This window comes from Palleronia abyssalis, assembly GCF_900302445.1.
Taxonomy (GTDB): domain Bacteria; phylum Pseudomonadota; class Alphaproteobacteria; order Rhodobacterales; family Rhodobacteraceae; genus Palleronia; species Palleronia abyssalis.
The window spans coordinates 414,868-437,545 of record NZ_ONZF01000002.1 but is presented as its reverse complement, the minus strand read 5'-3'; the positions used below and the strand labels follow the sequence as shown (position 1 = coordinate 437,545).

Annotated in this window: 22 protein-coding genes; 8 read left to right on the top strand and 14 right to left on the bottom strand. The window is 66.4% G+C overall.

Annotated elements, in window-relative coordinates:
- Positions 1 to 45: 45 nt before the first annotated feature.
- The 3 genes from PAA8504_RS05885 to PAA8504_RS05875 form a co-directional block, all read right to left on the bottom strand.
- Entirely contained in the window at positions 46 to 450 is a 405-nt protein-coding gene (locus PAA8504_RS05885) for a hypothetical protein (protein WP_108893224.1), read from the bottom strand.
- A gap of 193 nt (positions 451 to 643) precedes the next feature.
- The gene (locus tag PAA8504_RS05880) at positions 644 to 1,462 is read right to left on the bottom strand and encodes an ABC transporter ATP-binding protein (protein WP_108893223.1); all 819 of its coding nucleotides are present in this window, start codon (positions 1,460 to 1,462) and stop codon (positions 644 to 646) included.
- Complete coding sequence (locus tag PAA8504_RS05875) at positions 1,459 to 3,459, bottom strand: AMP-binding protein (RefSeq protein WP_108893222.1); 2,001 nt, start codon at positions 3,457 to 3,459, stop codon at positions 1,459 to 1,461. Before PAA8504_RS05875 ends, PAA8504_RS05880 begins: the two co-directional genes overlap by 4 nt.
- A 149-nt stretch (positions 3,460 to 3,608) precedes the next feature.
- Between PAA8504_RS05875 and PAA8504_RS05870 the strand changes: the two genes are divergently transcribed.
- From PAA8504_RS05870 to PAA8504_RS05860, 3 genes are read left to right on the top strand one after another with little or no spacing between them, the layout of a single operon-like run.
- The gene (locus PAA8504_RS05870) at positions 3,609 to 4,244 is read left to right on the top strand and encodes a histidine phosphatase family protein (RefSeq protein ID WP_108893221.1); all 636 of its coding nucleotides are present in this window, start codon (positions 3,609 to 3,611) and stop codon (positions 4,242 to 4,244) included.
- Between the two features lie 13 nt (positions 4,245 to 4,257).
- The gene (locus PAA8504_RS05865) at positions 4,258 to 5,319 is read left to right on the top strand and encodes a saccharopine dehydrogenase (RefSeq protein WP_108893220.1); all 1,062 of its coding nucleotides are present in this window, start codon (positions 4,258 to 4,260) and stop codon (positions 5,317 to 5,319) included.
- A gap of 54 nt (positions 5,320 to 5,373) precedes the next feature.
- Positions 5,374 to 6,504 (top strand): saccharopine dehydrogenase family protein, encoded by a 1,131-nt coding sequence (locus PAA8504_RS05860; protein WP_108893219.1) that lies wholly within the window; start codon positions 5,374 to 5,376, stop codon positions 6,502 to 6,504.
- A 41-nt stretch (positions 6,505 to 6,545) separates the two neighbouring features.
- On the opposite strand, the gene PAA8504_RS05855 is transcribed toward PAA8504_RS05860, so the two are convergent.
- The 10 genes from PAA8504_RS05855 to PAA8504_RS05810 all read right to left on the bottom strand — a co-directional run bounded on the left by PAA8504_RS05855 (position 6,546) and on the right by PAA8504_RS05810 (position 18,851).
- Positions 6,546 to 7,100: a DUF3833 family protein gene (locus PAA8504_RS05855; protein ID WP_245897532.1), complete on the bottom strand. Its 555-nt coding sequence runs from the start codon at positions 7,098 to 7,100 to the stop codon at positions 6,546 to 6,548.
- Positions 7,101 to 7,242: 142 nt separating this feature from the next.
- Positions 7,243 to 8,409, bottom strand: coding sequence for a DNA recombination protein RmuC (locus PAA8504_RS05850; protein ID WP_108893218.1), 1,167 nt, complete (start codon positions 8,407 to 8,409; stop codon positions 7,243 to 7,245).
- Positions 8,409 to 10,250, bottom strand: coding sequence for a DNA mismatch repair endonuclease MutL (gene mutL / locus PAA8504_RS05845; protein ID WP_108893217.1), 1,842 nt, complete (start codon positions 10,248 to 10,250; stop codon positions 8,409 to 8,411). The genes PAA8504_RS05850 and mutL overlap by 1 nt, the downstream gene beginning before the upstream one ends.
- Before the next feature lie 86 nt (positions 10,251 to 10,336).
- Positions 10,337 to 11,644 carry a M16 family metallopeptidase gene (locus tag PAA8504_RS05840; protein ID WP_370739681.1) on the bottom strand — a complete coding sequence of 436 codons (1,308 nt, stop codon included), beginning with the start codon at positions 11,642 to 11,644 and terminating at the stop codon, positions 10,337 to 10,339.
- A complete protein-coding gene (locus tag PAA8504_RS05835) occupies positions 11,644 to 13,035 on the bottom strand; it encodes a M16 family metallopeptidase (RefSeq protein WP_108893215.1) in 1,392 nt (463 codons plus the stop codon). The genes PAA8504_RS05840 and PAA8504_RS05835 overlap by 1 nt, the downstream gene beginning before the upstream one ends.
- A gap of 101 nt (positions 13,036 to 13,136) precedes the next feature.
- Positions 13,137 to 13,652 (bottom strand): DUF3035 domain-containing protein, encoded by a 516-nt coding sequence (locus PAA8504_RS05830; protein WP_108893214.1) that lies wholly within the window; start codon positions 13,650 to 13,652, stop codon positions 13,137 to 13,139.
- Between the two features lie 52 nt (positions 13,653 to 13,704).
- The gene (gene lspA / locus PAA8504_RS05825) at positions 13,705 to 14,175 is read right to left on the bottom strand and encodes a signal peptidase II (RefSeq protein WP_108893213.1); all 471 of its coding nucleotides are present in this window, start codon (positions 14,173 to 14,175) and stop codon (positions 13,705 to 13,707) included.
- A 46-nt stretch (positions 14,176 to 14,221) separates the two neighbouring features.
- Entirely contained in the window at positions 14,222 to 15,808 is a 1,587-nt protein-coding gene (gene purH, locus PAA8504_RS05820; protein WP_108893212.1) for a bifunctional phosphoribosylaminoimidazolecarboxamide formyltransferase/IMP cyclohydrolase, read from the bottom strand.
- 22 nt (positions 15,809 to 15,830) lie between these two features.
- Positions 15,831 to 17,525, bottom strand: a complete 1,695-nt coding sequence (locus PAA8504_RS05815) for a heparinase II/III family protein (protein ID WP_245897531.1) — start codon at positions 17,523 to 17,525, stop codon at positions 15,831 to 15,833.
- A 72-nt stretch (positions 17,526 to 17,597) separates the two neighbouring features.
- Positions 17,598 to 18,851, bottom strand: coding sequence for an RsmB/NOP family class I SAM-dependent RNA methyltransferase (locus PAA8504_RS05810; RefSeq protein ID WP_108893211.1), 1,254 nt, complete (start codon positions 18,849 to 18,851; stop codon positions 17,598 to 17,600).
- 73 nt (positions 18,852 to 18,924) lie between these two features.
- Here PAA8504_RS05810 and PAA8504_RS05805 point away from each other — a divergent pair, with 73 nt between their 5' ends.
- Positions 18,925 to 19,098: a DUF1674 domain-containing protein gene (locus PAA8504_RS05805; protein ID WP_108893210.1), complete on the top strand. Its 174-nt coding sequence runs from the start codon at positions 18,925 to 18,927 to the stop codon at positions 19,096 to 19,098.
- 22 nt (positions 19,099 to 19,120) lie between these two features.
- Here PAA8504_RS05805 and dapB read toward each other — a convergent pair whose 3' ends face one another.
- Positions 19,121 to 19,918: a 4-hydroxy-tetrahydrodipicolinate reductase gene (gene dapB, locus PAA8504_RS05800; protein ID WP_108893209.1), complete on the bottom strand. Its 798-nt coding sequence runs from the start codon at positions 19,916 to 19,918 to the stop codon at positions 19,121 to 19,123.
- A gap of 99 nt (positions 19,919 to 20,017) precedes the next feature.
- On the opposite strand from dapB, the gene rbfA reads away from it, so the two are divergent.
- Genes rbfA through PAA8504_RS05780 form a run of 4 tightly spaced genes read left to right on the top strand, consistent with a single transcriptional unit; the run spans position 20,018 to position 22,561 of the window.
- Complete coding sequence (gene rbfA / locus PAA8504_RS05795; protein ID WP_108893208.1) at positions 20,018 to 20,428, top strand: 30S ribosome-binding factor RbfA; 411 nt, start codon at positions 20,018 to 20,020, stop codon at positions 20,426 to 20,428.
- The gene (locus tag PAA8504_RS05790; protein ID WP_181375727.1) at positions 20,428 to 21,153 is read left to right on the top strand and encodes a phosphodiester glycosidase family protein; all 726 of its coding nucleotides are present in this window, start codon (positions 20,428 to 20,430) and stop codon (positions 21,151 to 21,153) included. Before rbfA ends, PAA8504_RS05790 begins: the two co-directional genes overlap by 1 nt.
- Complete coding sequence (gene truB, locus PAA8504_RS05785; protein WP_108893206.1) at positions 21,153 to 22,055, top strand: tRNA pseudouridine(55) synthase TruB; 903 nt, start codon at positions 21,153 to 21,155, stop codon at positions 22,053 to 22,055. Before PAA8504_RS05790 ends, truB begins: the two co-directional genes overlap by 1 nt.
- Entirely contained in the window at positions 22,052 to 22,561 is a 510-nt protein-coding gene (locus PAA8504_RS05780; protein ID WP_108893205.1) for a DUF1643 domain-containing protein, read from the top strand. The genes truB and PAA8504_RS05780 overlap by 4 nt, the downstream gene beginning before the upstream one ends.
- The last annotated feature ends 117 nt before the right edge of the window (positions 22,562 to 22,678 follow it).

Genomic DNA, 22,678 nt, shown 5'->3' with positions numbered 1-22,678 from the left:
GTCGCACCGGCACTTGTTCCGGCGCAGCGGATCACCCGGCGGAATTCAGTATTTTTCGGTGCCCGGCGTGCTGGTATCGCGGCCCGGATTGGGCCCGACGGCCGAGGGGCATTCGCAATCGCCCAGAAGCTCGGTCGCCTTGGCCGACCGCTCGCCCGGTGCCTGATCCTCCAGCGCGGCGCGCGCCGCTCGCAGGCCCCAATCGATATCGCCCTCGACCCAAGCAGGGCGGTTGTCGCCGCCCGAATGGAAATCGGTTTGCCGCGCATTGCGGCTTTCGCGGGCCTTGCGCCCGAACGCGGACATCACCGCCTCGCGCTCTTTCGGGTGCAACCCATTCAGGTCTTCTTGCGTGAACTTCGCGACCATCTCTCCCGCCCAGTCGGGCAGACCGCGATCTTCGCCCAGAATGTCGGCGAGGGTTTTCTTTGCCCAGGTCAGATCGGCCATTGTCGTATCTCCTTCGTGGTTCGAAGGGACAACGCATCGACGGGCCTGTTGCGTTCCGGGCGCAGGCCGCGGCGCGGCACCCTGTCCCGACAGATGTCCGACAAATGCCCGACGGGCGTCCGGCCGTTGCCCGGCAAAGGCCCGACGCAGGCCCGACGGATGTCCGACCCGCGCCCGGCGAAAATCCGACGGGTTATTCGTGCGCCACGCCCAGATAGGCGTCGATGACTTCCTGATTGTTGCGCACCTCGTCAGGGGTACCGTCGCCAATCTTGCGGCCATAATCCATCACAACGACCCGGTCCGACAGGTCCATGACGACGCCCATGTCATGCTCGATCAGGGCAATGGTCGTGCCCATTTCGTCATTCACATCAAGGATATAGCGGCTCATGTCCTCCTTCTCCTCGACGTTCATGCCGGCCATGGGCTCGTCCAGAAGCAGAAGATCGGGCTCGGCCGCCAGCGCGCGCGCCAGCTCGACCCGCTTCTTCAGACCGTACGGCAGCCGCCCCACCGGGACCTTGCGGATGTGCTGAATCTCCAGGAAATCGATAATCCTTTCAACACGTTCGCGGTTCTCGTTCTCCTCCCGCTCGGCCTTGCCGAACCACAGGGCCTGGCTCAGCATCCCAGCTTTCATGTCATTCAGCCGCCCGGTCATCACGTTGTCCAGAACGGTCATCCCCTCGAACAGGGCGATGTTCTGGAACGTCCGTGCGATCCCGTTGCGCGCCACCCGGAACGGCTTCATCGGCTTGCGTTTCTCGCCGCGGAACCAGACTTCGCCTTCCTGAGGCACGTAGAACCCGCTGATAACATTCAGCATACTGGACTTGCCCGCGCCGTTCGGTCCGATGATGGCGCGGATTTCGCCTTCGCGGACGTCGAAGCTGATGTTCTTGATCGCCTCCACCCCGCCGAAGCGCAGCGTGATGTTGCGCAAGTCCAGCATGGTGCCGCCGATGGTGCGGCCGTCCGCCGTGACATAGCTGTCCTGGGTGTCTTTCATTCCGCGGCCTCCCGCACATTCGTCCCCGTGGGGAAGGTCTTGGCGTCCTGGATCTTCAGCGTCGCCTTGATCTTGCCCTTGCGCCCGTCCTCGTAGGTCACTTCCGTCTCGGTGTAGATCTCGTCCTTGCCGGAATAGAGCGCGTCGACCAGCTCCTCGAACTTCTCGCCGATCACCTTGCGCCGGACCTTCTGGGTGCGCGTCAGCTCGCCGTCATCCGCATCCAGCTGCTTGTGCAGCACAAGGAAGCGGTGGATCTGGCAGCCTGACAGCATGTCGTCCTGGGCCACGCTTTCATTCGTCTCGGCCACGTGCTCGCGCATCATCTCAAGCACTTTGGGGTGCTGCGACAGCTCCTGATACGAGCCATAGCTGATATTGTTGCGCTCGGCCCAGTTGCCCACGGCCGCCAGGTCGATGTTGAGGAACGCCATGCAGCGGTCCTTCCCGGCGCCGAAGACCACGGCTTCTAGGATATTGGGGAAGAACTTCAGCTTGTTCTCGACATATTTGGGCGCGAACATCTGGCCCGTCGACAACTTGGCCACGTCCTTGGCGCGGTCGATGATGCGCAGATGGCCCGAACCTTCTTCGATGAAGCCCGCGTCACCGGTGGCGACCCATCCTTCGGGGTCCTTGGTGTCGGCGGTGGATTCAGGGTTCTTGTAGTATTCGACGAAGGTGCCGGGGCTGCGATAGAAGACCTCACCATTGTCGCCCAGCTTCAGCTCGACCCCGGGCGACGGCACGCCCACGGTATCGGACCGCACCTCGTTGTCGGGCTGCTGGGTGATGAACACCGTCGCCTCGGTCTGCCCGTAGAGCTGTTTGAGGTTGATCCCCAGCCCCCGGTAGAAGTCGAAGATCTCGGGGCCGATCGCCTCGCCTGCGGTATAGCCCACGCGGATGTTCGAAAAGCCCAGCGTGTTCTTCAGCGGGCCGTAGACCAGCGCCTCGCCGATCCGGTACTTCATCCGGTCGGACGCGCTGACCTCTTCACCGTCCAGGATCTTCGGCCCGACCTTCTGCGCGTGATCCATGAAGTAGTGGAACATCCGCCGCTTCAGCCCGCCTGCGTCCTCCATCCGGATCATCACGTTGGTCAGCTGAGTCTCGAACACGCGGGGCGGGGCGAAATAGTAGGACGGCCCGATCTCGCGCAGGTCCTGCTGCATCGTGTCGGGGCTTTCCGGGCAGTTCACGCAGAACCCCGCCCAATAGGCCTGCCCGACCGAGAAGATGAAGTCGCCCACCCACGCCATCGGCAGATAGGCCAGGATATCTTCCTTCTCGGTCAGCTTGTCGAAGGTGCAGGAATTCTTGGCCGTCTCGATCACGTTGCGGTTCGACAGGACCACGCCCTTGGGGCGCCCCGTGGTTCCGGACGTATACAGCATGATGCAGGTGTCGTCATAGCTTGGCGCGCTGCGCCGCTTGTCCAGTTCGGGCCCCAGACGATCCTTGGCATCGCGTCCGGCCTGCTGCACGTCGGTATAGGGCATCAGTTTGGCGTGGTCGTACTTCCGAAGGCCGCGGGGATCGAGGTAAACGATCTTGCGCAGGGGCGTGCCGTCCCCGGCCGCATCGGTGATCTTGTCCACCTGCTCCTGATCGCCGACAATGGCCATGACGGCGCCGGAATGCTCCAGCTGATAGCCGATCTCCTCGACGGCGGCGTCCTGATAGATCGGCACGGGGATGGCACCGGCGGATTGGACCGCGACCATCGCCCAGTACAGGCCCGGACGGTTCCGCCCCGAGATGATGACGTGTTCGCCAACCCCCAACCCCTGGTCGATCAGACCAAGTGCCAGGGCCTCGATCTCGGCCGCAGTCTCGGCCCAGGTCCAGCTTTGCCAAATCCCGAACTCTTTCTCGCGATAGGCCGCGCGCGTGCCATATCGCTGCGAATTCCGCGCCAGCAGCGCGGGGATGGAGACCTCTGCCTCGCTCACCTTAACTCCTCCCTCGACCGACGTTCCGGTCCTGCCCGCCATTTCGGCATCACTTCTGACAGCCTGCCGTTATTCCCCGCGCCGTCAAGCGCCGCGGTCGTCGTGCGACCCTACGGCACCCGATCGATGCAACCGCACCTTGGCAAGCCGTTCCATGCCGGATACCCCGCACCCATCCCAGAGGAGGCACCATGGGCGAGATCGTTCTGGTCCGGCACGGACAGGCCAACAGCCACGCCGACAACGAGGCGGATTACGACCGCCTGAGCCAGCTTGGCCATCAACAGGCCGCGTGGCTGGGCCAATGGATGCGTGAAAATGAAAGGCCGTTCGACAAGGTCGTCTGCGGCACCCTGCGCCGCCATCGCGAGACGGCCGACGGGATGGGCGTGAACGCCACGCAGGATGCTCGCCTGAACGAGATGGATTATTTCAACCTCGGGCAGGCACTGGAAGCCGCGCATGGCGTTCCGGTGCCAAGTCAGGCCGGGTTTCCCGAACATGTCCCGCAGGTCCTGCGCGCGTGGCACGCCGCCGAGATCCAGGGCGACGAGAGCTTCGCCAATTTCGAGGCGCGGATCACCTCCGTTCTGGTGGAGGCCGCCGAGCCGGGGCGACGCGTGCTGTGCGTGACCTCGGGCGGCGTGGTCGGCATGGCGCTGCGCCATGTCCTGGGGCTGGATACCGACAGGTTGGCGCATGTCCTGATGCCAATTTTGAACACCTCGATTCACCGCTTCCACGTTCGGCCTCAAGGCATGATGATGTCGCAATTCAACGTGGCACCGCACCTTGACGGGCGGCCGGACGCGCGGACGCATTACTGAAAGGTCGACGCCAATGCCCCACTTATGGATCCGGGCCGAAAGCCGTCCGAACGAGGATCGCGTCGGCATCACGTCCGACGGCGTCGCGCACCTGATCCGGCAGGGATTCCGCGTCACGGTGGAAGACAGCCCGTCCCGCACGCTTCCGCTTCGACCCTATCTGGACGCCGGGGCGGAGCGCGCCACGGCCGGGTCATGGCCGGACGCCCCCCGGGACGCCTACATCTTCGGCCTGAAGGAGCTGCCCGATGACGGCACGCCCTTGCCGCATACGCACATCATGTTCGGCCATGCCTACAAGGGCCAGACCGACGGCGCCCGGCTGCTAAGCCGGTTCGCCAATGGCGGCGGACGGCTACTGGACCTGGAATACCTAACGGACGAGGACGGCCGGCGCGTTGCGGCCTTCGGCTATTGGGCCGGCTTCGTGGGGGCCGCCGTGTCAGTCATGGCGTACGCCGCCCAGATGCAGGGCACCCCCTGTCCCCCGATCGCGCCCTATAGCTCGGCCGAGGCGCTGGTCGCCGAGCTCGACCACCTGCTGAACCGAGACGCGATCCCCCGCCCGGATGCCCTGATCGTGGGGGCGAAGGGGCGCGTCGGCACCGGGGCGGCCGATCTGTGCGACCGTCTGGGGATCGGAACGACCCTGTGGGATGTCGAAGAGACGCGACATGGCGGCCCCTTCCCCGAGGTTCTGGACCATGCGATCTTCCTCAACTGCATTCTGGCCGGGCCCGGCTGCCCGGTCTTCGTCCCCGAGGACACCCCGACGCGCCCCCGCACGCTGGGTGTGATCGGCGACATCGCCTGCGACCCCGCGTCGGATTTCAATCCGATCCGGGTCTACGACCGGGCGACTGACTGGTCCGCCCCCGTGGTGCGGGTGTATGAGACGCCCCCCCTGGACGTGATGGCGATCGACAACCTGCCATCGATGCTGCCGGTCGAAAGCTCGGTCGACTTCGCAGGCCAGCTTCTGAAGCATCTGGCGACTTTGGGGGTACCCGAGGGCGATGTCTGGGTCCGGGCAGACAAGACGTTTCGCGACCATGTCGGACGTCTGGCCCCGTAGAATCGCGGCCCTTCGGGGAGGGTATTTTTTACAAGGATGAAGAAGGGGAGCGACATGACCATCCACTGGTGCGGTACAGGGCTGTCGACGGTACCGGGATTGCGCAGGCTGATCCTGGACGGGCACGGGGTCACGGTATGGAACCGGACAGTCGACAAGGCGCAGGCCGCAGTCGGCGATCTGACCGATGCCATACGCCCCTTCGACATGGCTGATCTCACGGCGGCACTTTCCCCTGGGGACGTCGTGGTGTCGATGCTGCCGGCGGACCATCATGTCCCGCTGGCCACGGCCGCGATCGACGCCGGCGCGCATTTCGTCTCGTCTTCGTATATCGCACCCGAGATGCGTGCGCTGGACTCTGCGGCGCATGAAGCGGGCGTGGCGGTGGTCAACGAAATCGGCCTAGACCCGGGGATTGACCACTTGTTCGCGCATGACCTGATGCGGGACTATCACACCGATGCGACCTTCGATCCGGCGAACCAGTTGCATTTCCTGAGCTATTGCGGCGGCGTTCCAGCGGTCGCGAACGAGTTCCGCTATAAGTTTTCCTGGTCGCCGCTGGGCGTTCTGAAGGCCCTGCGCTCCCCCTCGCGATCGCTGAAAAACGGGCAGGTGCGGGACGTCGCGCGGCCGTGGGATGCCCTGTCGACCTTCGAGGCGCCGTTGCCCCGGCCCGAGACATTCGAGGTTTACCCCAACCGCGATTCCCTGCCCTTCCTGGCCGAATACGGCTTTGATCCAGCATGGGACACGCGCGATTTCGTGCGCGGCACCCTTCGTCTGGGGGGCTGGTCCGACGCGTGGCGCCCCATCTTCACCGAGGTCGAGACCGCGAGCGAAGATCGCCTGAGGGAAATGTCGTCCCAACTGTGGGCCGACCATTCCTACGGCGACGGCGAGGCGGATCGCGTGGTCATGGTCGTGGACCTCCGCGCGGCGCGAGACGGGCGGGATGTTTATCATAAGACATGGGTGATGGACGCCCACGGTGACTCACGCGGCAGTGCGATGTCGCGCCTGGTGTCCCAACCCGTTGCACGCGCGGTTGAGGGGGTCGCAGCGGGAACCTTCCCCCCAGGCGTTCAGGCGGCCCCGTCGGGGAAGGACGCGGTGGATGACTTCATCGCCTTGGTCCGTGAGAACGCGCAGCATGTGGACCGCGTAGACCGCTTAGCTTAGCGGACCGGGCGTCACGCGGACAACCGCCGGCCGGAACCATCCTAGTCCGGCCGGATCGTCGCAATCAGTTCGGCGACCAGAAGGCCGCCCTTGCGAAACTGGCTGCGGTTCAGAATTGTCCCCGCTTCGGTGAGGTACATCCAGTCGACAACCTTCAGCTTGTGACCGCCCGCATCTTGCGGAAGCACGATCGTGTACTGCATCTGCATGACCGGACCGACAATGCTACCCTTGCCGACGCCTTCGGTATCCTCGGCCTCAGCCTCGATCAGGCCGGTATCGGACAATCTGAGATGCCATTCACGGTGCTGCGCCGCCCCGCCGTCGAACATGAAGTCCAGCGCAATGAACCCCGCCTGACCCGTCCATGTGCCGTGCACCTCGCCCCTGAACCGCGAGGTCATGCGCCCGGTCGGACCGAAGATCGCGCCATCGCAGATCATCTTGCCGCTTAGATGGGTGCGTGGATCGAAATCCGGGCCCAGGCCCAGATACTCGTTCGGGCGTTGCCCCCCGAACGACAGAAATTTCCATCGCACGAACAACGCTGCCAGGACGAGGCCCAAGACAACAGTCAGGTAGACAAACGCTTCCATAGTGTCTCGGCGATCAGGGACAAATACGGGGTTGATTCAAGACGCATATGTCTAATGACATGAAGGGACGTTGTGTTCCCCGTGAACGAGAATTCCAGGTCGATCCGCCTTGGCACCCCAGCCGGCCCGACCTGCTCGCCCTTCAGTCGCGCGCCAGCGCAGTCGGTTGATCGCTGACAGAGTCCTCGAAATCGAAGTTGTGCAGGCGCCCGGCCCGCTTGCCGGCCTTCTCGGACGAGATCCGGATTTGCTCGACATCCTTGCGCGCCTGCTCGAAATGGCGGTCGAGATTGCCAACCCGGTCGCCCAGGCGGTCGATGTCGCCGTGCAAAAGCGCAAGCTCCTTGCGGATCGCGCCGGCCTGATCGCGCATCCGGGCGTCCTTCAGGATCGCGCGCATGGTGTTCAGGGTGGCCATGCAGGTCGTGGGCGACACGATCCAGACCCGCGCCTCGAACCCTTCGCGCACAACGGCAGGCAGGCGGGCGTGAAGCTCGGCATAGACGGCTTCGGAGGGCAGGAACAGAAGCGCGCCGTCCGCTGTGTCACCGGCGATGATGTACTTTTCGGCGATGTCGCGGATGTGCTTGCGCATGGCCTGACCGAACTGGGTCAGCGCGCGTTTTTGCGCATCCGGGGTCTCGGCGGAGACATAGGCCTCGTACGCCTCCAACGGGAACTTCGCGTCGATCACGATGGGGCCCGGGGGCTGCGGGAGGTGGATCAGGCAATCGGCGCGGGTGCCGTTGGGCAGCTTGGCCTGCCACGTATAGGCGTCCGGCGGCAGCGCCTTCGACACGATGTCGTGCAGCTGTATTTCCCCGAACGCCCCGCGGCTTTGCTTGTTGGACAGGATATCCTGCAACGACAGCACGTCGCCGGACAGTTTGGTGATGTTGTCCTGCGCCTTGTCGATGACCGCCAGCCGTTCCTGCAGCTGCGTCAGCGAGGTCGACGTGCGCTGCGTCTGTCCGTGCAGCGTTTCGCGCAGGCGCAGGTCGCTTTCGGCCATGCGTTCGCCCATCTGCCGCTGCACCTCGGCCAGGCGGCTTTCGACAGTCTGCAGCATCCTCAGCTGGGCCTGCGAGGTCGTATCGCTGACGGTCTGGAGGGATCCTGAAAGCTGCGACTGCCCCGCGCCCAGGGACTGCATGTCGCGGCCCATCCGGCGCAGCTCCTCGGCCAGCGCGTCAGCGGTCCGGGCCGAACGGCTGGCGCGCCAGATCGATGCGAGAAGGAGGAGGACGACCAGACCGAGGCCGATCACAAGGATCGGGTCTGCCAGTGCGCGGTCGAGCAGGGGCTGCATCAGGTGCGCCCGAACAGGCGTTCGATATCCGACAGCCTGAGTTCGACATAGGTGGGGCGGCCGTGGTTGCACTGCCCGGAATGGGGCGTGGCCTCCATCTCGCGCAGGAGGGCGTTCATCTCGTCCCCGCGCATCCGCCGCCCCGACCGGATCGAGCCGTGGCAGGCCATCCGGCTGAGCACCGCCTCGATCCGCTGGGTCACGCCGATCGACGCGCCCAGATCGTCCAGTTCGTCCACGATGTCGCGCAGGATGGCTTCGGCGTTCACTTCGCCCAGGATGGCAGGCGTTTCGCGCACCGCCACGGCACCGCCGCCGAACGGCTCGATCGTCAAACCGGCGCGGGACAGGTCGTCCGCGATTTCCAGCAGGCGGGCGGCGTCCCCTTCGCCCATGTCCACGATCTCGGGGATCAGCAGCGCCTGGGCCGGGACGCCATTCTCGGCCATCTGGCGCTTGAGCTTTTCATATACCAGACGTTCATGCGCCGCGTGCTGGTCGACGATGACCATGCCGTCGGCCGTCTGGGCGATGATGTAGTTCTCGTGCACCTGCCCGCGTGCGGCGCCCAGGGGGAACTCGGTGGGGTCGCGTTGCGGGGCGGCATCGGGGGACTTGGGCGGTTCGACCACGTCGTCCACGCGGGCGAAGACATTGGCGGTCTCGGCAAAGCCTTGCTGCGGCGCGGGCCTTGGGATCGAAGCGGATCGGGGGCGGTCCATCTGATAGACGCGCGGTTCGGACGGTTCGGGGCGGAAGGCCCCCAATGTCGCGGCCCCGACGGTGGTCGAGGCGCGGTGCCCCGCCTGCCCCAGCGCGTGCTTCAGGGCCGAGACGATCAGGCCGCGCACCACGCCGGGCTCGCGAAAGCGCACCTCGGTCTTGGCGGGGTGGACGTTCTGGTCGACGCGGGCCGGGTCGACCTCGACGAACAGGGCGGCGACGGGATGGCGGTCGCGGCTGAGGAAGTCGGCATAGGCCCCGCGCAGGGCCCCATACAGCAGCTTGTCCCGCACCGGGCGGCCGTTCACGAACAGGTATTGGTGTGTCGCCGCCCCGCGCGAGAATGTGGGCAGCGCGGCATAGCCCGTCAGCGTCACGTCCTCGCGCACCGCGTCGATGGGCAGCGCGTTCTCGGCGAAGTCGCGTCCGATGACCTTGCCCAGCCGGGTGTGCAGCGCGTCGAACAGGTCGCCCGTCGCGGGGTCGACGCGGAACACCTCGCGCCCCTCGCCCCCGCCCGAGACGTCGCGCAGGCAGAAGCCCACGAAGGGCTCGGCCATGGCCAGCCGCTTGATGACATCGCCAATGGCCTGCGCTTCGGCGCGGTCGCTGCGCAGGAACTTCAGGCGCGCGGGCGTCGCGAAGAATAGGTCGCGCAGTTCGACCACCGTGCCCTTGGTGATCGCGGCCGGCTTCACCGGGTCGGTCCGGCCGCCGGTGACGGACAGGCACGCGCCATCGCCCCCGGCCTCGCGTGATGTCACGGTCAGGCGCCCCACGGCGCCCAGGGAAGGAAGCGCCTCGCCCCGGAACCCGAAAGACCGGATGTTCAGCAGGTCCGACCCGTCGATCTTCGAGGTCGCATGGCGGCACAGCGCCATCGGCAGCTCATCCGCCCCCATGCCGCAACCGTCATCGCTGACGCGGATCAGGGTCTTGCCGCCATCCGCATAGTCGATGCCGATCCGGGTCGCCCCGGCATCCAGCGCATTCTCGACCAGTTCCTTCACGGCCGAGGCAGGGCGTTCGACCACCTCACCCGCAGCGATGCGGTTGATGGCCGATTCGTCCAACTGCCGTATGACAGGGCGGGAGATATTGCGGTCGTGAGCGGTCATGGCACTATCGATAGCACGCCTGAACGGACCGCGAAATGTGGAAAACTTTGGGTATGGCACCCGGGCCAAGCCGGGTGCACCGGGTGTCAGCCGTCTTCGCCCAGGCCCTCGGGCTGGCCGACGACGACGAAGGACAGGTCTTCGGGGCGATAGATCCGGGCCGCGACCCGGCGGATATCGTCCAGCGACACCGCCTCGATATTGTCGTTGCGGGTGTCGATATAGGACGTCGGCAGCCTGTCCATCTGCATCCCCACAAGAATCGACGCGATGTTCGCGTTGCCGTCGAAGCGCAGCGGATACGCGCCGGTCAGGTAGGTCTTGGCCTCGTCCAGTTCTTCCGCCGTGATCCCGACGGCAACGTTGCCCCATTCCGCCTGAACCACGTCGACCAGCTCGCCCACGCTGCTGTTGGCCGAAGCCGCGCGCCCGCCGACATATTCGGCGTATTCCATCGGGGCAAGGTAGGTGCCGATCCCGTAGGTCAGGCCACGTTTGACGCGCACTTCTTCCATCAGGCGGGAGTTGAAGCCGGAGCCACCGAAGATCTCGTTGGCGACATATGCGGCGAAGAAGTCCGGATCGTCGCGTTCTATCCCCTCGTGGCCGAAGACGACGACCGATTGCGGGGTGTCATAGCGCACGACCTCGACGCCCGGATCAATGTTCCAGCCGGCATCGCCCGGTTGCGCCACGTCCGACGATTGCGGCAGATCGCCCAGTAGGTCGTCCAGAAGCGTGCCCAGATCCTCGGCCGTGATATCGCCCACCGCCGCGACATAAAGGTTGTCCTTCACCAGCGTATCGCGGTGGGCCTGCACAACGTCTTCACGGGTCAGGGAAGCGGCCGTCTCCGCCGTGCCCTCGACCGGGACGGCATAGGGGTGATCGCCGAATGCCAGTGCGTCGAAGGATTGCTGCGCGATGGCGTTGGGATCGGTGGCGTCGCTGGCGATGGCGGACAGGACCTGGTCCTTGACCCGGGTGACGGCATCCTCGGGGAATGACGGCTCGACCAAGGACCGGCGCAGAAGGTCCACCGCCTCGTCCCGGTTCTCGGTCAGGAACCGCGCCGAGACACTGACCGCGTCGTCATAGGCGTTGTAACGGAACGAGGCCGCCAGCGCATCACGGGCGGCGGCGAAGCCCTGCGCATCCAGATCTCCGGTGCCTTCTTCCAGCAATCCCGCCATCAGGTTGACGGATCCACGCTTGCCCGCGCGGTCAAGCGCCGCGCCGGGCGAGAACCTGATTTCCAGCGCGGTGAAGGGGATCGAGGGTTCTTCGACCAACCAGGCGTCGATCCCGCCGGGCGAGGTGACCTCCTGCACGTCGACGGCGGCGAAGGCGGGCAGGCTGGCGACCGAAAGGGCCGCGGCCAGGACGAAACGGATCATTGCACGGTCTCCGTGGTGTCGGGTGTCGGGGCGGGCGCCTCGGAAGAGGTCTGGACGGGCTCGTCCGGCGCGGCGTCTGGGGCGGTCAGATAGCCGGTGACGGCGCGGTCGCGGTCGAACACGCGGCGCCCGGCCGCGACGATCTCCTCGCTCGTGATCTCATCAAGGATACGCGGCCAGTCTTCGATATCCTGCAAGGTCAGGCCAGAGGTCAGCGCACGACCGTACCGGTTCGCCAACGATTGTGGGCTGTCGGCCTCGTAGATCTCGCTCGCCCTGATCTGGGTCTTGATGCGTTCGAGCTGTTCGGGGTCGACCCCGTCTTCAAGGAAATCCGCGATTTCGCGGTCCAGCGCGGCCTCGGCCTCTTCCAGCGACACGCCGGGGGCGGGCACGATGACCAGTCCGAAGGTCGTGTCGTCCAGCGAAGTGCCGTTGTAGAACGCACTGGTGTAAAGCGCCTCGCCCGACCCGAATTGCAGGCGGCTGTTCAGCTCGGAGGACTGCCCCGACCCCAGCACCTGCGCCAGAAGCGTCAGCGCGGCGGCCTCGCGCTGATCGCCTGCGTCCCGTTCGGGGGCGAGGTAGGTGCGGATGACGTAAGGCTGCGCGATGCGCGGATCCTCGTAGGTCAGGCGACGCTCGGCCCTTTGCGGCGGCTCCTGCGGGCGGGTGCGCTCTTCCAAATCCGCGGATGGGTCGAGCGGGCCGTAATGCTCCTCGGCCAAGCGGCGCACCTCTTCGGGGGTCACGTCGCCCGCGACGATCAGGATCGCGTTGTTGGGGGCATAGAACCGCTCATAGAAGGACACCGCGTCCTCCAGTTCCAGCGACTCGACCTCGTCCATCCAGCCGATCACGGGGCGGCCATAGGGATGGTTGAGGTATTGCGCCGCGTCGCGCTGTTCCGAGAACAGGGCGGCGGGGTCGCTCTCAACCCTCTGGTTGCGTTCCTCCTGCACGACGCGAAGCTCGGTCGCGATGTCGCGATCGTCTAGCTGCAGGTCGCGCATCCGGTCGGCTTCCATCTCCATCATCAGTTCAAGCCGATCCGAGGCGACGCGCTGGAAATATCCGGTGTAATCGTAGCTGGTGAAGGCGTTGTCGGTGCCGCCCTGCTGGGCCACCACGCGGCTGAACTCGCCTGGCTCCAGGTCATCGGTGCCCTTGAACATCAGGTGTTCCAAGTAATGCGCCACGCCCGACACGCCCGGCTCCTCATCCGCCGAACCGACGCGATACCAGACCATGTGCACCACGACCGGGGCACGATGATCCTCCAGCACCACCACCTCCAGACCGTTGTCGAGGGTGAAGCTCGACACCTCGGCGGCCTGGGCCGTCAGCGTCGTCGTGGCAAGGGCAAACGGAGCAAGCAATCGCAACATCTGGAAAACCTCTCAGGGGACGTCTTCCTTGGCAGTTAGGTCTTTTCGCGCCCCCCTGAAACCCGGGCAACGCGGTCGTGAACCATGTGTCAGGCGCGCGCCTACTCGGCCCCCTCGGGCGGTGCCGCGGGTGTGCGGACGCCAGCCTGCCGCAGGCGCTGCAACTCGTCATACTGGTCCAGCGACTGACGCGCGTACGCCCGGAAATAGGTGTTCACGTTGAACACCTGCTCCAGCACGCGACCGGTGCGTTGGGTCCGAAACTCGCGATCTTCCAGCGCGAGTTGCCCGCGTATGTTCTCGTTCACGCCGAAGCGCGTTGCATACTGAATCAGCTGCGGGCCCTGCACCGGTCCAGCGGCGGCGCCGGGCCGCCCGCCAAGCGCCGCGACCGCATCGGCCACGGGGTTCTGGTCGCTGCGATTTGCACCGCCCGGGGTCGGAGGCGGCAGCGCGCTGAGGTTCTCGGGCTGTTCAAGCGGGCGGTTCGGGACGATCCCGAACTCGTCCGGTCCGGGGCCGTCGTTCGACAGACGCACAAGGTCCGGCTCTCCACTGCCGCACGCAGTCAAGGCAGCCAGTGCTACGAATGCCGCTATGCGGTTGAACGATCTCATGTCCGTCTCCCCTTGCCTCAGCACAGGGCTTTATCCGATCCGATCCCCAAGGTCACGCGGTCTTCGATCGGCCGGTGAACAGGATCAGCCCGAAAGCGCCTGCGAAAATTGCGATGTCGGCGACGTTGAAACTGTAGGGGTTCTCGATACCGCAGCAGGACATGTTGAGAAAATCAGCCACCGCCCCGTACAGCAGGCGGTCCACGATATTCCCCGCAGCGCCCCCGACCAGCAGCCCGCCCGAGGCCATACCCCACGAGCCCGGTCGTTCACGATACAGCCACACGACCACCCAGGCCGAGATCGCCAGCGCCACGCCGATCAGGATCCACTTCGTGGTCGCATCATCGCCGGCAAGCAGACCGAAATTCACGCCTTGGTTCCACGCCATCCGAAAGACCAGGAAGGGCGGCCAGACCTCGTATGTCCCGCGGGAGATCAGTCCCATCGCATGGACCACCAGGATCTTCGTAAGCTGGTCCAGCGCGAAGACGATCGCAGCGGTGCGCCAAAGAACCCTCATGCGCTCCCCCGCCCCGTGCCAAGGAGGTTTATCGAAGACCAGGGCATCAGTGCCGGAAATGCCTTTGCCCGGTGAAGACCATCGCAAGGCCCGCATCGTTCGCCGCCGCGATCACCTCTTCGTCGCGCACCGATCCGCCCGGCTGGATCACGGCGGTCGCGCCGGCCTCGGCCACGGCCATCAGGCCATCGGGGAATGGAAAGAACGCGTCCGACGCCACGGCCGACCCCTTGGTGCGCGGCACGTCGAGGCCCAAGGCCTCGGCCATGTCTTGCGCCTTGCGGGCGGCAATGCGGGTCGAATCCACGCGGCTCATCTGGCCGGCGCCGACGCCGACGGTCGCGCTGTCCTTGGCATAGACGATCGCGTTCGATTTGACGTGCTTCGCGACCGTCCAGGCGAACAGCAGATCCACCATCTGATCCTTCGTCGGCGCGACCTTTGTGACGACCTTCAACGCATCCTCGCTCATGCGCCCGGTATCGCGGTCCTGCACCAGATACCCGCCCGAGACCTGCTTCCACAGCAGCCCCCCCACCGTCGGATCGGCCAGCCCCCCGGTCGTCAGAAGGCGCAGGTTCTTCTTCTGCGCGAAGATTTCGCGCGCCGCATCATTGGCACCCGGAGCGATCACAACCTCGGTAAAGATGCCGGTGATCGCCTTGGCCGTCTCCTCGTCCAGGGCGCGGTTCAGGGCGACGATTCCGCCGAAGGCCGAGGTGCGGTCGCAGTCGAACGCGCTGGCATAGGCCTGGGCCAAGGTGTCGGCCTGCGCCACGCCGCAGGGATTGGCGTGCTTGACGATGACGCAGGTGGGCTTGTGGTCCCTGAACTCGCTGATCAGCTCGAACGCAGCATCGGTGTCGTTAATGTTGTTGTAGGACAGCTCCTTGCCCTGGTGCTGCACCGCCGTCGCAACGCCCGGACGGTCGCTTCCGTCGGTATAGAACGCAGCCGCCTGGTGCGGGTTTTCGCCATATCGCATGGTCTGCTTCAGCGTGCCCGCAACCGCGCGGCGGCGCGGCGCGGGATCGTCCAGCGCGCCGGCAAACCATGAAGATACGGCCGCGTCATAGGCTGCCGTGCGGGCATAGGCACGCTGCGCGAGCGTTTGGCGGAAGGACCGGCGGGTCTGGCCGTCGTTCTGCGAAAGCTCGGTCAGGAGGGCGTCGTAATCCTCGACATCCACGACGACCGAAACGTAGTCGTGGTTCTTCGCGCCCGCCCGGATCATCGCGGGGCCGCCTATGTCGATATTCTCGACCGCCTCGGCATAGTCGGCGCCGCGGGCGACCGTTGCCTCGAACGGATAGAGGTTCACCACCAGCAGGTCGATCGCGCCGATGCTGTGATCCTGCATCGCCTGCGCGTGGTCCGGATCGTCCCGCAGCGCCAGCAGGCCGCCGTGGATCGCCGGGTGCAGGGTCTTCACGCGGCCGTCCATCATCTCAGGGAAGCCCGTCGCGTCGCTGACGTCGCGCACCTCGATCCCCGCATCCCTCAAGGCCTTGGCCGATCCGCCGGTCGACAGGATCTCGACCCCGCGGTCGGACAGGGCACGGCCCAGATCGATCAGGCCGGTCTTGTCGGAAACGGACAGAAGGGCACGCTTGAGGGGGACGAGTTCGGGCATGGACGCTCCTTCTTCCCGGGGATCAGGCCAGCACGGGATAATCCCCGTGAACGATGTCGCGCACGGCATCGGGGGTTTGGCGCGCTTTTGCAAGGGTCCAGCTGATCCGCGTGGCGTAATCCATGGCCGTTGCGCGCAGGACGATCTGCGATGTCGGCGTCGGTTCAAGCTGTCCGACATCCAGATAGACCGACGGCACCAGCGACAGGGCGGCCGACCCGGTGTGCCGCAGGATCCACAATTCGCCCGATTTCAGCATCAGCTCGAAGGACTGCCCGTCCTCGGCGATCCGCGCCGCGACGTCGGGATGCAAGTGGAAGCGTACGCTGAACGGGATGCCGCCGCCGGTCTCGTCCAAGGCGCGGTCGAAGGCGCGCTCGTCCTCGCGCTCGACCGTGGCGATGACGTCCTCGCCCTGAAGACCGCGGCCGTCATGGCTGAGGTAGATCTGGCGCACATGGGTCAGGCCGTGGCTGGCGACATAACCGTCATGCCCCGCGATAAGACCGGTCGAAAGATCGCTGCGCCGCCTTTCCAGTCGGACGTCTCCGGGCGCCTCGACGATCAGGTCCCCCTCGCCCAGCCGGGCCGAGGACAGCCCGTCCAGGGCCAGTGTCGAATGGGACGGCGTCGCCCGCCCCGCCCGGCGCCACCGGTCCCCGAAGGTCCGCCCCGAGCCGCAATTGACGATCAGAGGTCGCCGGCCTGACGTCAGCTCGAACCCCAATGTCGAGGCATGGGCCTGCGGGGACATGGGTCCCGTGGTGGGCGGTGCGGCATCCAGGATCAGCGTTGTCCGAGCATGCGACAAACGGGCATATCCCATCGCGCGATCCGACAGCGGCGTCGGGCGAACCCCCGACATCGACAGCGCCTGATCCAGTAGCCCCGGCGCACCGCGTCCGCCACCGTGGAACCGCGCCAGCGTGCCGTCGGCATGGCGCAGGGTCCGCAGCACACCGGCCATCCGTTTCAGCGCATCCTCGAGCGCATCGGGGGGCGTGACTTCGGCCTGGAGAAGATCCGCCTTGATCCGCGCAAGCTGCGCAAAGACGCGCGCCAAGGCTTCAGGGTTGCGCGACGGGATGCCGCCCTCGGGCGTGACGGCGGACGCGATCTCAACCTCCAACGCAGCCAAGGCGGCCCCGCGCGACGGCGCCAGTCCTTCAAGCGTGACGGTCGCCAGAAGCAGCCCCGCCAGCGCCTCGAACCGGCGGGGGCCGGGCCGGACGCGCCGCCAACTGCGGGCCAGTTGCCGGGCCTGAAGACGAAGAAAGACCCGCGCAGTGCGGTCGCGCGGCTGATCGCCACCCATCAGCATCTCGGCATGGTCGATCCAGCGCATCACCCGCCGGCCAAGGGTATCGGACCGCCAGGCCGGGCCGTCCTGCTGGCCGAACCGCGCGATCCAATCGTCCAGCCAGCGTTGTGCGGGTCCCTCGCCCGCCCCGGTCGCGGCCAGATCGTCCAGCCACCCGAAGCCGTGCAGCAGATCGACGAAGGCCGGTTCGGGGATCGGCAGGTCCCAGATCGGGGTCTCGGGCGCCTCGACCGTATAGCCCAGGAACATGAATTCGCCCGCCAGCATCCTCTGGCCGCGATGGACGCGTCCGACGCTGCGCGGGCCAGGAATGTCGATGAAGCTCGCCGGAACACCCTGCAGACGCTCGGTCCACAGGCGCAGCCTGTCCAGTCGGGTCAGATGCGTGGGGGCCACGTCCTCGTGCCTTCTCTCACGTCGCTCGATGGTACGAGCGTATCGCGAAAGGTACGTCCTGTCATGGGTAGTTCAGTCCGGGCGGCGCAGAACCGCCACGAAAAAGCCGTCCATGCCCCCCAGTTCGGGCCAATAGTCGGGGCGAAGACGCAGACCCTCCGGCCCGATCCACGCGGGATCGATGCCCGGAAGGCGCAGTGCATCGGTATCCACGATCAGGTCGGGGTGGCGGGACAGGGCGTCGCGCACCTGCTCCTCTCCCTCGTCGATCAGAAGGGAGCATGTGCAGAAGACCACCCGTCCGCCGGGCCGCACAAAGGTCAGCGCACGGTCGATCAGACGTTCTTGCAGCTTGAACAGGGCCGGGAAGTCCTCACCCGTCTTGGCGGCCGGCAGGTCGGGGTGGCGGCGGATCGTGCCGGTCGCGGAACACGGCGCGTCCAACAGGACTGCATCGAACGGCCCGCCCTCCCACTCCAGCGCGTCGGCGACCACGGCTTCGGCCTGCAGCCCGCAGCGCGCCAGGTTCTCGGCTACGCGCGCCATGCGCCCCTCCGAGATATCAAGGGACGTAACCTCGGCCCCTGCGGCCGCGATCTGCAGGGTCTTGCCGCCGGGCGCCGCGCACAGGTCCAGAACCCGTTCACCGGCCTGCGGGGCCAAGGCCCGAACCGGCACCGCGGCGGCGGCATCCTGCACCCACCACGCCCCGTCCGCATAACCCGGCAGGGCCGAAACCTGCCCCGCCGCCTGCATCCGGACCGAGCCGGTGGGCAGAACCTGCCCCGACAGCCGCTCGGCCCATCCGTCCGCATCCTCCTTCACCGAAAGGTCCAGCGGCGCGCCGCGGGCGAACGCGACCTCCATCCCGGCAACGGCGTCTTTCCCGTAATCCGCGATCAGCGGCTTGCGCAGCCATTTCGGCAGGCGCGGCAAGGGCAGCTTGTCCCAGGCTTCCGGGCCTTGTCGCAGGACATTTCGCAGCACCGCGTTCACAAGGCCCGCCTGCCCTTCCTCGGACGCGCGGACCAGATCGACCGCCGCGCTGACGGCGCCATGTTCGGCACCGCCTTCGACCCGGATCTCGCACAGGGCCAAACGCAGGGCGTTCAGCGTGACAGGACGGGGCTTCATGCGCAGGAACGGTCCCAGCGCACGATCGGCCCGGTCCTTCCAGCGCAGGGTGGTCAGTGCCAGACGCTGAGCCCGCGCCCGCTCAGGGCCCGGCAGGGGGGCCAGCGTCTTGTCGGTGACTTCGGACATCAGGCGGCCGTTCTCGGTCACCTCCATCAGAAGCGTGAGGGCGGCATTCCGGGTGCGGTCCATGGGGCAGCCTTGTTGAGCGGATCGAAGCGCGTATATGACTTGGAACCGCCCGAAAGACCAGTGAGGCCCCGCCATGACTGACCGCGACACCCTTCCGCCCGAGGCCCTGCGCGCCCTGGAAGAAGCCGAGGCGCGCAAGAAAAAGCAGGGCGACCTGAACCTCCCTCCCGAACTGGGCGGGCGTGATGGCCCCGAGCCCGTGCGCTATGGCGATTGGGAAAAGAAGGGCATTGCCTACGATTTCTGAGCGGTCCTGGCTTTCGGCGGGCCTAGCGCAGGCCCAACACGTCCAGCATGTCGTAATGCCCCGGCGCCTTGCCTACGGTCCACAGGGCCGCGCGCAGTGCACCCTTGGCGAAAAGCTGGCGATCAGTGGCCGCATGGCTGATCGTGATGGTCTCGCCCGGGCCCGCGAAGATCACGTCATGGGCGCCGATGATGTCGCCGCCGCGGATGGCGTGAAAGCCGATATGCCCGGCCTCGCGCGGGCCGGTGATGCCGTCGCGCGCCCTGTCGGCCATGCCCGACAGGCTGATCCCCCGCCCCTCGGCCGCAGCTTCGCCTAGCATCAGCGCGGTACCCGAGGGGGCGTCGACTTTGTGGCGATGATGCGCCTCGACGACCTCGATGTCATATTCGACGCCGAGGCTGGCCGCGACCTGCCGAACGAGCTGCGTCAGCAGGTTGACCCCCAGGCTCATGTTCCCGGCCCTGACGATCGCGATACGATCCGCGCAGGCGTCGAGCTGGGCGATATGGCTGTCGTCGAAGCCCGTGGTGCCGATCACGTGTGCGACGCCGGCCTCAGCCGCGGATTTCGCAAGGGCCACGGTCGCATCGGGCGCGGTGAAGTCGATCACCGCATCCGCCCCCGCGATCCCCTTGGCGGGGTCGTCAGTCACCGTCACGCCCGAACCGGCCGGCAGGATCTCGCCCAGATCACGTCCGACCCAGTCATGCCCGGACCGTTCGATGGCGCCGTGCAGCGTTGCGTCCTCGGTCTCGGACACGGCGTCGACCAGCATCCGCCCCATGCGGCCCGATACTCCGGTAACGGCGATCTTCATGCGGCATTCCCTTCGATCCTTCGCCCCGCAGCTAGCGCGGATCCCGCGCATCCCGCAACGCCTGTTGCGCGTCGCGGTCCAAGCCAATATCTGCGCCCCATGGCCAAGAACCGATTTTCCGAGGGCGCAGGCCCGTCGCAACGTCAGCTTCGCGTGGGCGAGCTGATCCGCCGCACGCTGTCCGACGTGCTGAACCGGGGCGACATCCACGACCCCGACCTGAACCGCCTGTCGATCACTGTCAGCGAGGTGCGGACGTCGCCCGACCTCAAGATCGCGACCCTGTATGTCCTGCCGCTGGGCGGGAACAATCGAGAGGAAGCGATCCAGGGCTTGAAGCGTAACAAGCACGAGCTGCGCCGCGCCCTGTCGAAAGAGACCACGTTGAAGTTCACGCCCGATCTGCGGTTCCTGATCGACGAGACTTTCGATCGGCTGGACGAAACGCGCGAGTTGTTCGCCCGCGACGACGTGCGCCGAGACCTTGACGAGGGAGAGGACGAGGCATGATCCGCCTTGCACTTCTGTTTCTGCTGACCGCCCTTCCCGCTGCGGCCGGAACCTGCCGGGACGTAGCCTTCGACGGTGCGTCCTTCACGGTGTGCGAGATCGACCCGGCCGTCGAAGATGTGCAGTTGTTCCTGTATCAGGACGACGGATCGCCCTTTGCCAGCTTTCGCGCGGTCAACCGGGCGCTGGGGCAGGACGGCAAATCGCTGGGCATCGCGATGAACGCCGGGATGTATCACGCCGACCGCTCTCCAGTCGGGTTGTATGTCGAGGATGGCGCAGAGGCTGCGGGGTTGGTGACGAATGCCGGGCCGGGCAATTTCGGCCTGCTTCCGAACGGCGTCCTGTGCCTGACCGAGGGGGCTGCGCGGGTGATCGAAAGCCGTAGCTTTGCGGCCAGCGACCCCGATTGTCGCGATGCCTCGCAATCCGGGCCCATGCTGGTCCTCGACGGCGACCTGCACCCGCGGTTCATACCGGACTCGGATTCGACCTATATCCGAAACGGGGTCGGCGTCGGGGCGAATGGCACGATGTATTTCGCGATCTCGAATGAGAAGGTGAATTTCCACCATTTCGGTCGGCTGTTCCGCGATGGGCTGGACGTGCCGAACGCCCTGTATTTCGATGGCAACATCTCGCGGCTGTATGATGCCGATGGCGGTCGACACGATGCGGGCTGGCCCATGGGGCCGATCATCGGCACCGTGACCGGGGGGCGCTGATGGGACGGCGCAGGAAGGGACGCGAGATCTCGGGCTGGCTGGTCGTCGACAAGCCTGCCGGGATCGGATCGACCGACATCGTGAACAAGGTGCGCTGGGCCTTCGATGCCAAGAAGGCGGGCCACGCGGGCACGTTGGACCCGGATGCGACGGGCGTTCTGGTCGTGGCGCTGGGCGAGGCGACGAAGCTGGTCTCCTCGATCACGGACATGCTGAAGGCCTACGAGTTCGAGGTCCGTTGGGGCGCCGAAACCGCGACCGACGATGCTTCGGGCGAGGTTCTCGAGACGTCCGAGGCGCGCCCGACCGCAGACGCAATCGAGACCGCCTTGCCGACCTACCGTGGCGACATCATGCAGGTGCCGCCCGCGTTTTCAGCCGTGAAGGTCGACGGGCAAAGGGCCTATGATCTGGCGCGGGCCGGCGAAGAGGTGGAGCTAGAGGCGCGCGATCTTTACGTCGACGAACTGACGCTGGTCGAGACGCGGCCTGACGCGGCGACGCTGCGGTTGGTCTGCGGTAAGGGCGGCTATGTCCGGTCCATCGCGCGGGATCTGGGACGCGACCTGAGCTGTCTGGGGCATGTCGGCTGGCTGCGGCGCGTGTGGTCCGGACCGTTCGAGGTTGCGGACGGCGTGACCCTGGACCGGATCGAGGACCTGGCCCGCACCCCCGAGCTCGACGCGCTGTTGCTGCCGGTGGAAACGGGACTGGCCGATCTGCCGGAATGCCGCGTGACCGAGATGGCGGCGACGCGCATCCGCAACGGCAACCCGGCCGAGGTCATCAGCTCGGACGCCGAGTTCGGCGATCTGGCCTGGGCCTCGCAAGGGGGGCTGGCCGTGGCGCTGGGGCATTACCGGGCCGGGCATTTCCACCCGTCGCGTGTCCTGAACCGGTGATCGAACGGCATCACGTCAAGGACGACGCGGAAAGCGTGGCCACCTATTCGGACTGCGAACGGTATCGCTATGCCCTGACCCGCGTCTGGCGGCCAGAGGATGGCAAGGCGCTGTTCGTGATGCTGAACCCCTCGACCGCGACCGAGGTGCAGAACGACCCCACCGTCGAACGCTGCGAGCGGCGGGCGCGGGCGCTGGGGTTCGGGGCCTTCCGGGTCTGCAACATCTTCGCCTGGCGCGACACCGACCCCAAGAAGATGCGCCGCGCGGACGACCCCGTGGGCCCGGCGAACGACGCGGCCATCTTGGAGGGCTGCCGTTGGGCCGACACCATCGTCTGCGCATGGGGCACCCACGGCGCCCATATGGCGCGCGGCCCCGAGGTCGAAGCGTTGATGCGTGGCACCGGGCGGACCCTGCATCATCTGGGTCTGTCGAAGGACGGGCACCCCAAGCACCCGCTTTATATCCCCTACGCGACCCAGCCCGTGCCCTGGCGCGGCTAGATCGGGGGTTTTCACGGCGCGGGAATCAGGCTATGCGCCCGCTTCGCCGCGGTTGCGGCAAAGGGCCCGTGCTGGACGACATCCCGGCCGGTGCCGACACACCAGACCCGAAAGGAG

Bases quoted from the DNA above. Each gene is read 5' to 3' on its own strand.
- PAA8504_RS05885 (WP_108893224.1), bottom strand. From the start codon at position 450: ATGGCCGATCTGACCTGGGCAAAGAAAACCCTCGCCGACATTCTGGGC.
- PAA8504_RS05880 (WP_108893223.1), bottom strand. From the start codon at position 1,462: ATGAAAGACACCCAGGACAGCTATGTCACGGCGGACGGCCGCACCATC.
- PAA8504_RS05875 (WP_108893222.1), bottom strand. From the start codon at position 3,459: ATGGCGGGCAGGACCGGAACGTCGGTCGAGGGAGGAGTTAAGGTGAGC.
- PAA8504_RS05870 (WP_108893221.1), top strand. From the start codon at position 3,609: ATGGGCGAGATCGTTCTGGTCCGGCACGGACAGGCCAACAGCCACGCC.
- PAA8504_RS05865 (WP_108893220.1), top strand. From the start codon at position 4,258: ATGCCCCACTTATGGATCCGGGCCGAAAGCCGTCCGAACGAGGATCGC.
- PAA8504_RS05860 (WP_108893219.1), top strand. From the start codon at position 5,374: ATGACCATCCACTGGTGCGGTACAGGGCTGTCGACGGTACCGGGATTG.
- PAA8504_RS05855 (WP_245897532.1), bottom strand. From the start codon at position 7,100: ATGGAAGCGTTTGTCTACCTGACTGTTGTCTTGGGCCTCGTCCTGGCA.
- PAA8504_RS05850 (WP_108893218.1), bottom strand. From the start codon at position 8,409: ATGCAGCCCCTGCTCGACCGCGCACTGGCAGACCCGATCCTTGTGATC.
- mutL (WP_108893217.1), bottom strand. From the start codon at position 10,250: ATGACCGCTCACGACCGCAATATCTCCCGCCCTGTCATACGGCAGTTG.
- PAA8504_RS05835 (WP_108893215.1), bottom strand. From the start codon at position 13,035: ATGTTGCGATTGCTTGCTCCGTTTGCCCTTGCCACGACGACGCTGACG.
- PAA8504_RS05830 (WP_108893214.1), bottom strand. From the start codon at position 13,652: ATGAGATCGTTCAACCGCATAGCGGCATTCGTAGCACTGGCTGCCTTG.
- lspA (WP_108893213.1), bottom strand. From the start codon at position 14,175: ATGAGGGTTCTTTGGCGCACCGCTGCGATCGTCTTCGCGCTGGACCAG.
- purH (WP_108893212.1), bottom strand. From the start codon at position 15,808: ATGCCCGAACTCGTCCCCCTCAAGCGTGCCCTTCTGTCCGTTTCCGAC.
- PAA8504_RS05810 (WP_108893211.1), bottom strand. From the start codon at position 18,851: ATGGACCGCACCCGGAATGCCGCCCTCACGCTTCTGATGGAGGTGACC.
- PAA8504_RS05805 (WP_108893210.1), top strand. From the start codon at position 18,925: ATGACTGACCGCGACACCCTTCCGCCCGAGGCCCTGCGCGCCCTGGAA.
- dapB (WP_108893209.1), bottom strand. From the start codon at position 19,918: ATGAAGATCGCCGTTACCGGAGTATCGGGCCGCATGGGGCGGATGCTG.
- rbfA (WP_108893208.1), top strand. From the start codon at position 20,018: ATGGCCAAGAACCGATTTTCCGAGGGCGCAGGCCCGTCGCAACGTCAG.
- truB (WP_108893206.1), top strand. From the start codon at position 21,153: ATGGGACGGCGCAGGAAGGGACGCGAGATCTCGGGCTGGCTGGTCGTC.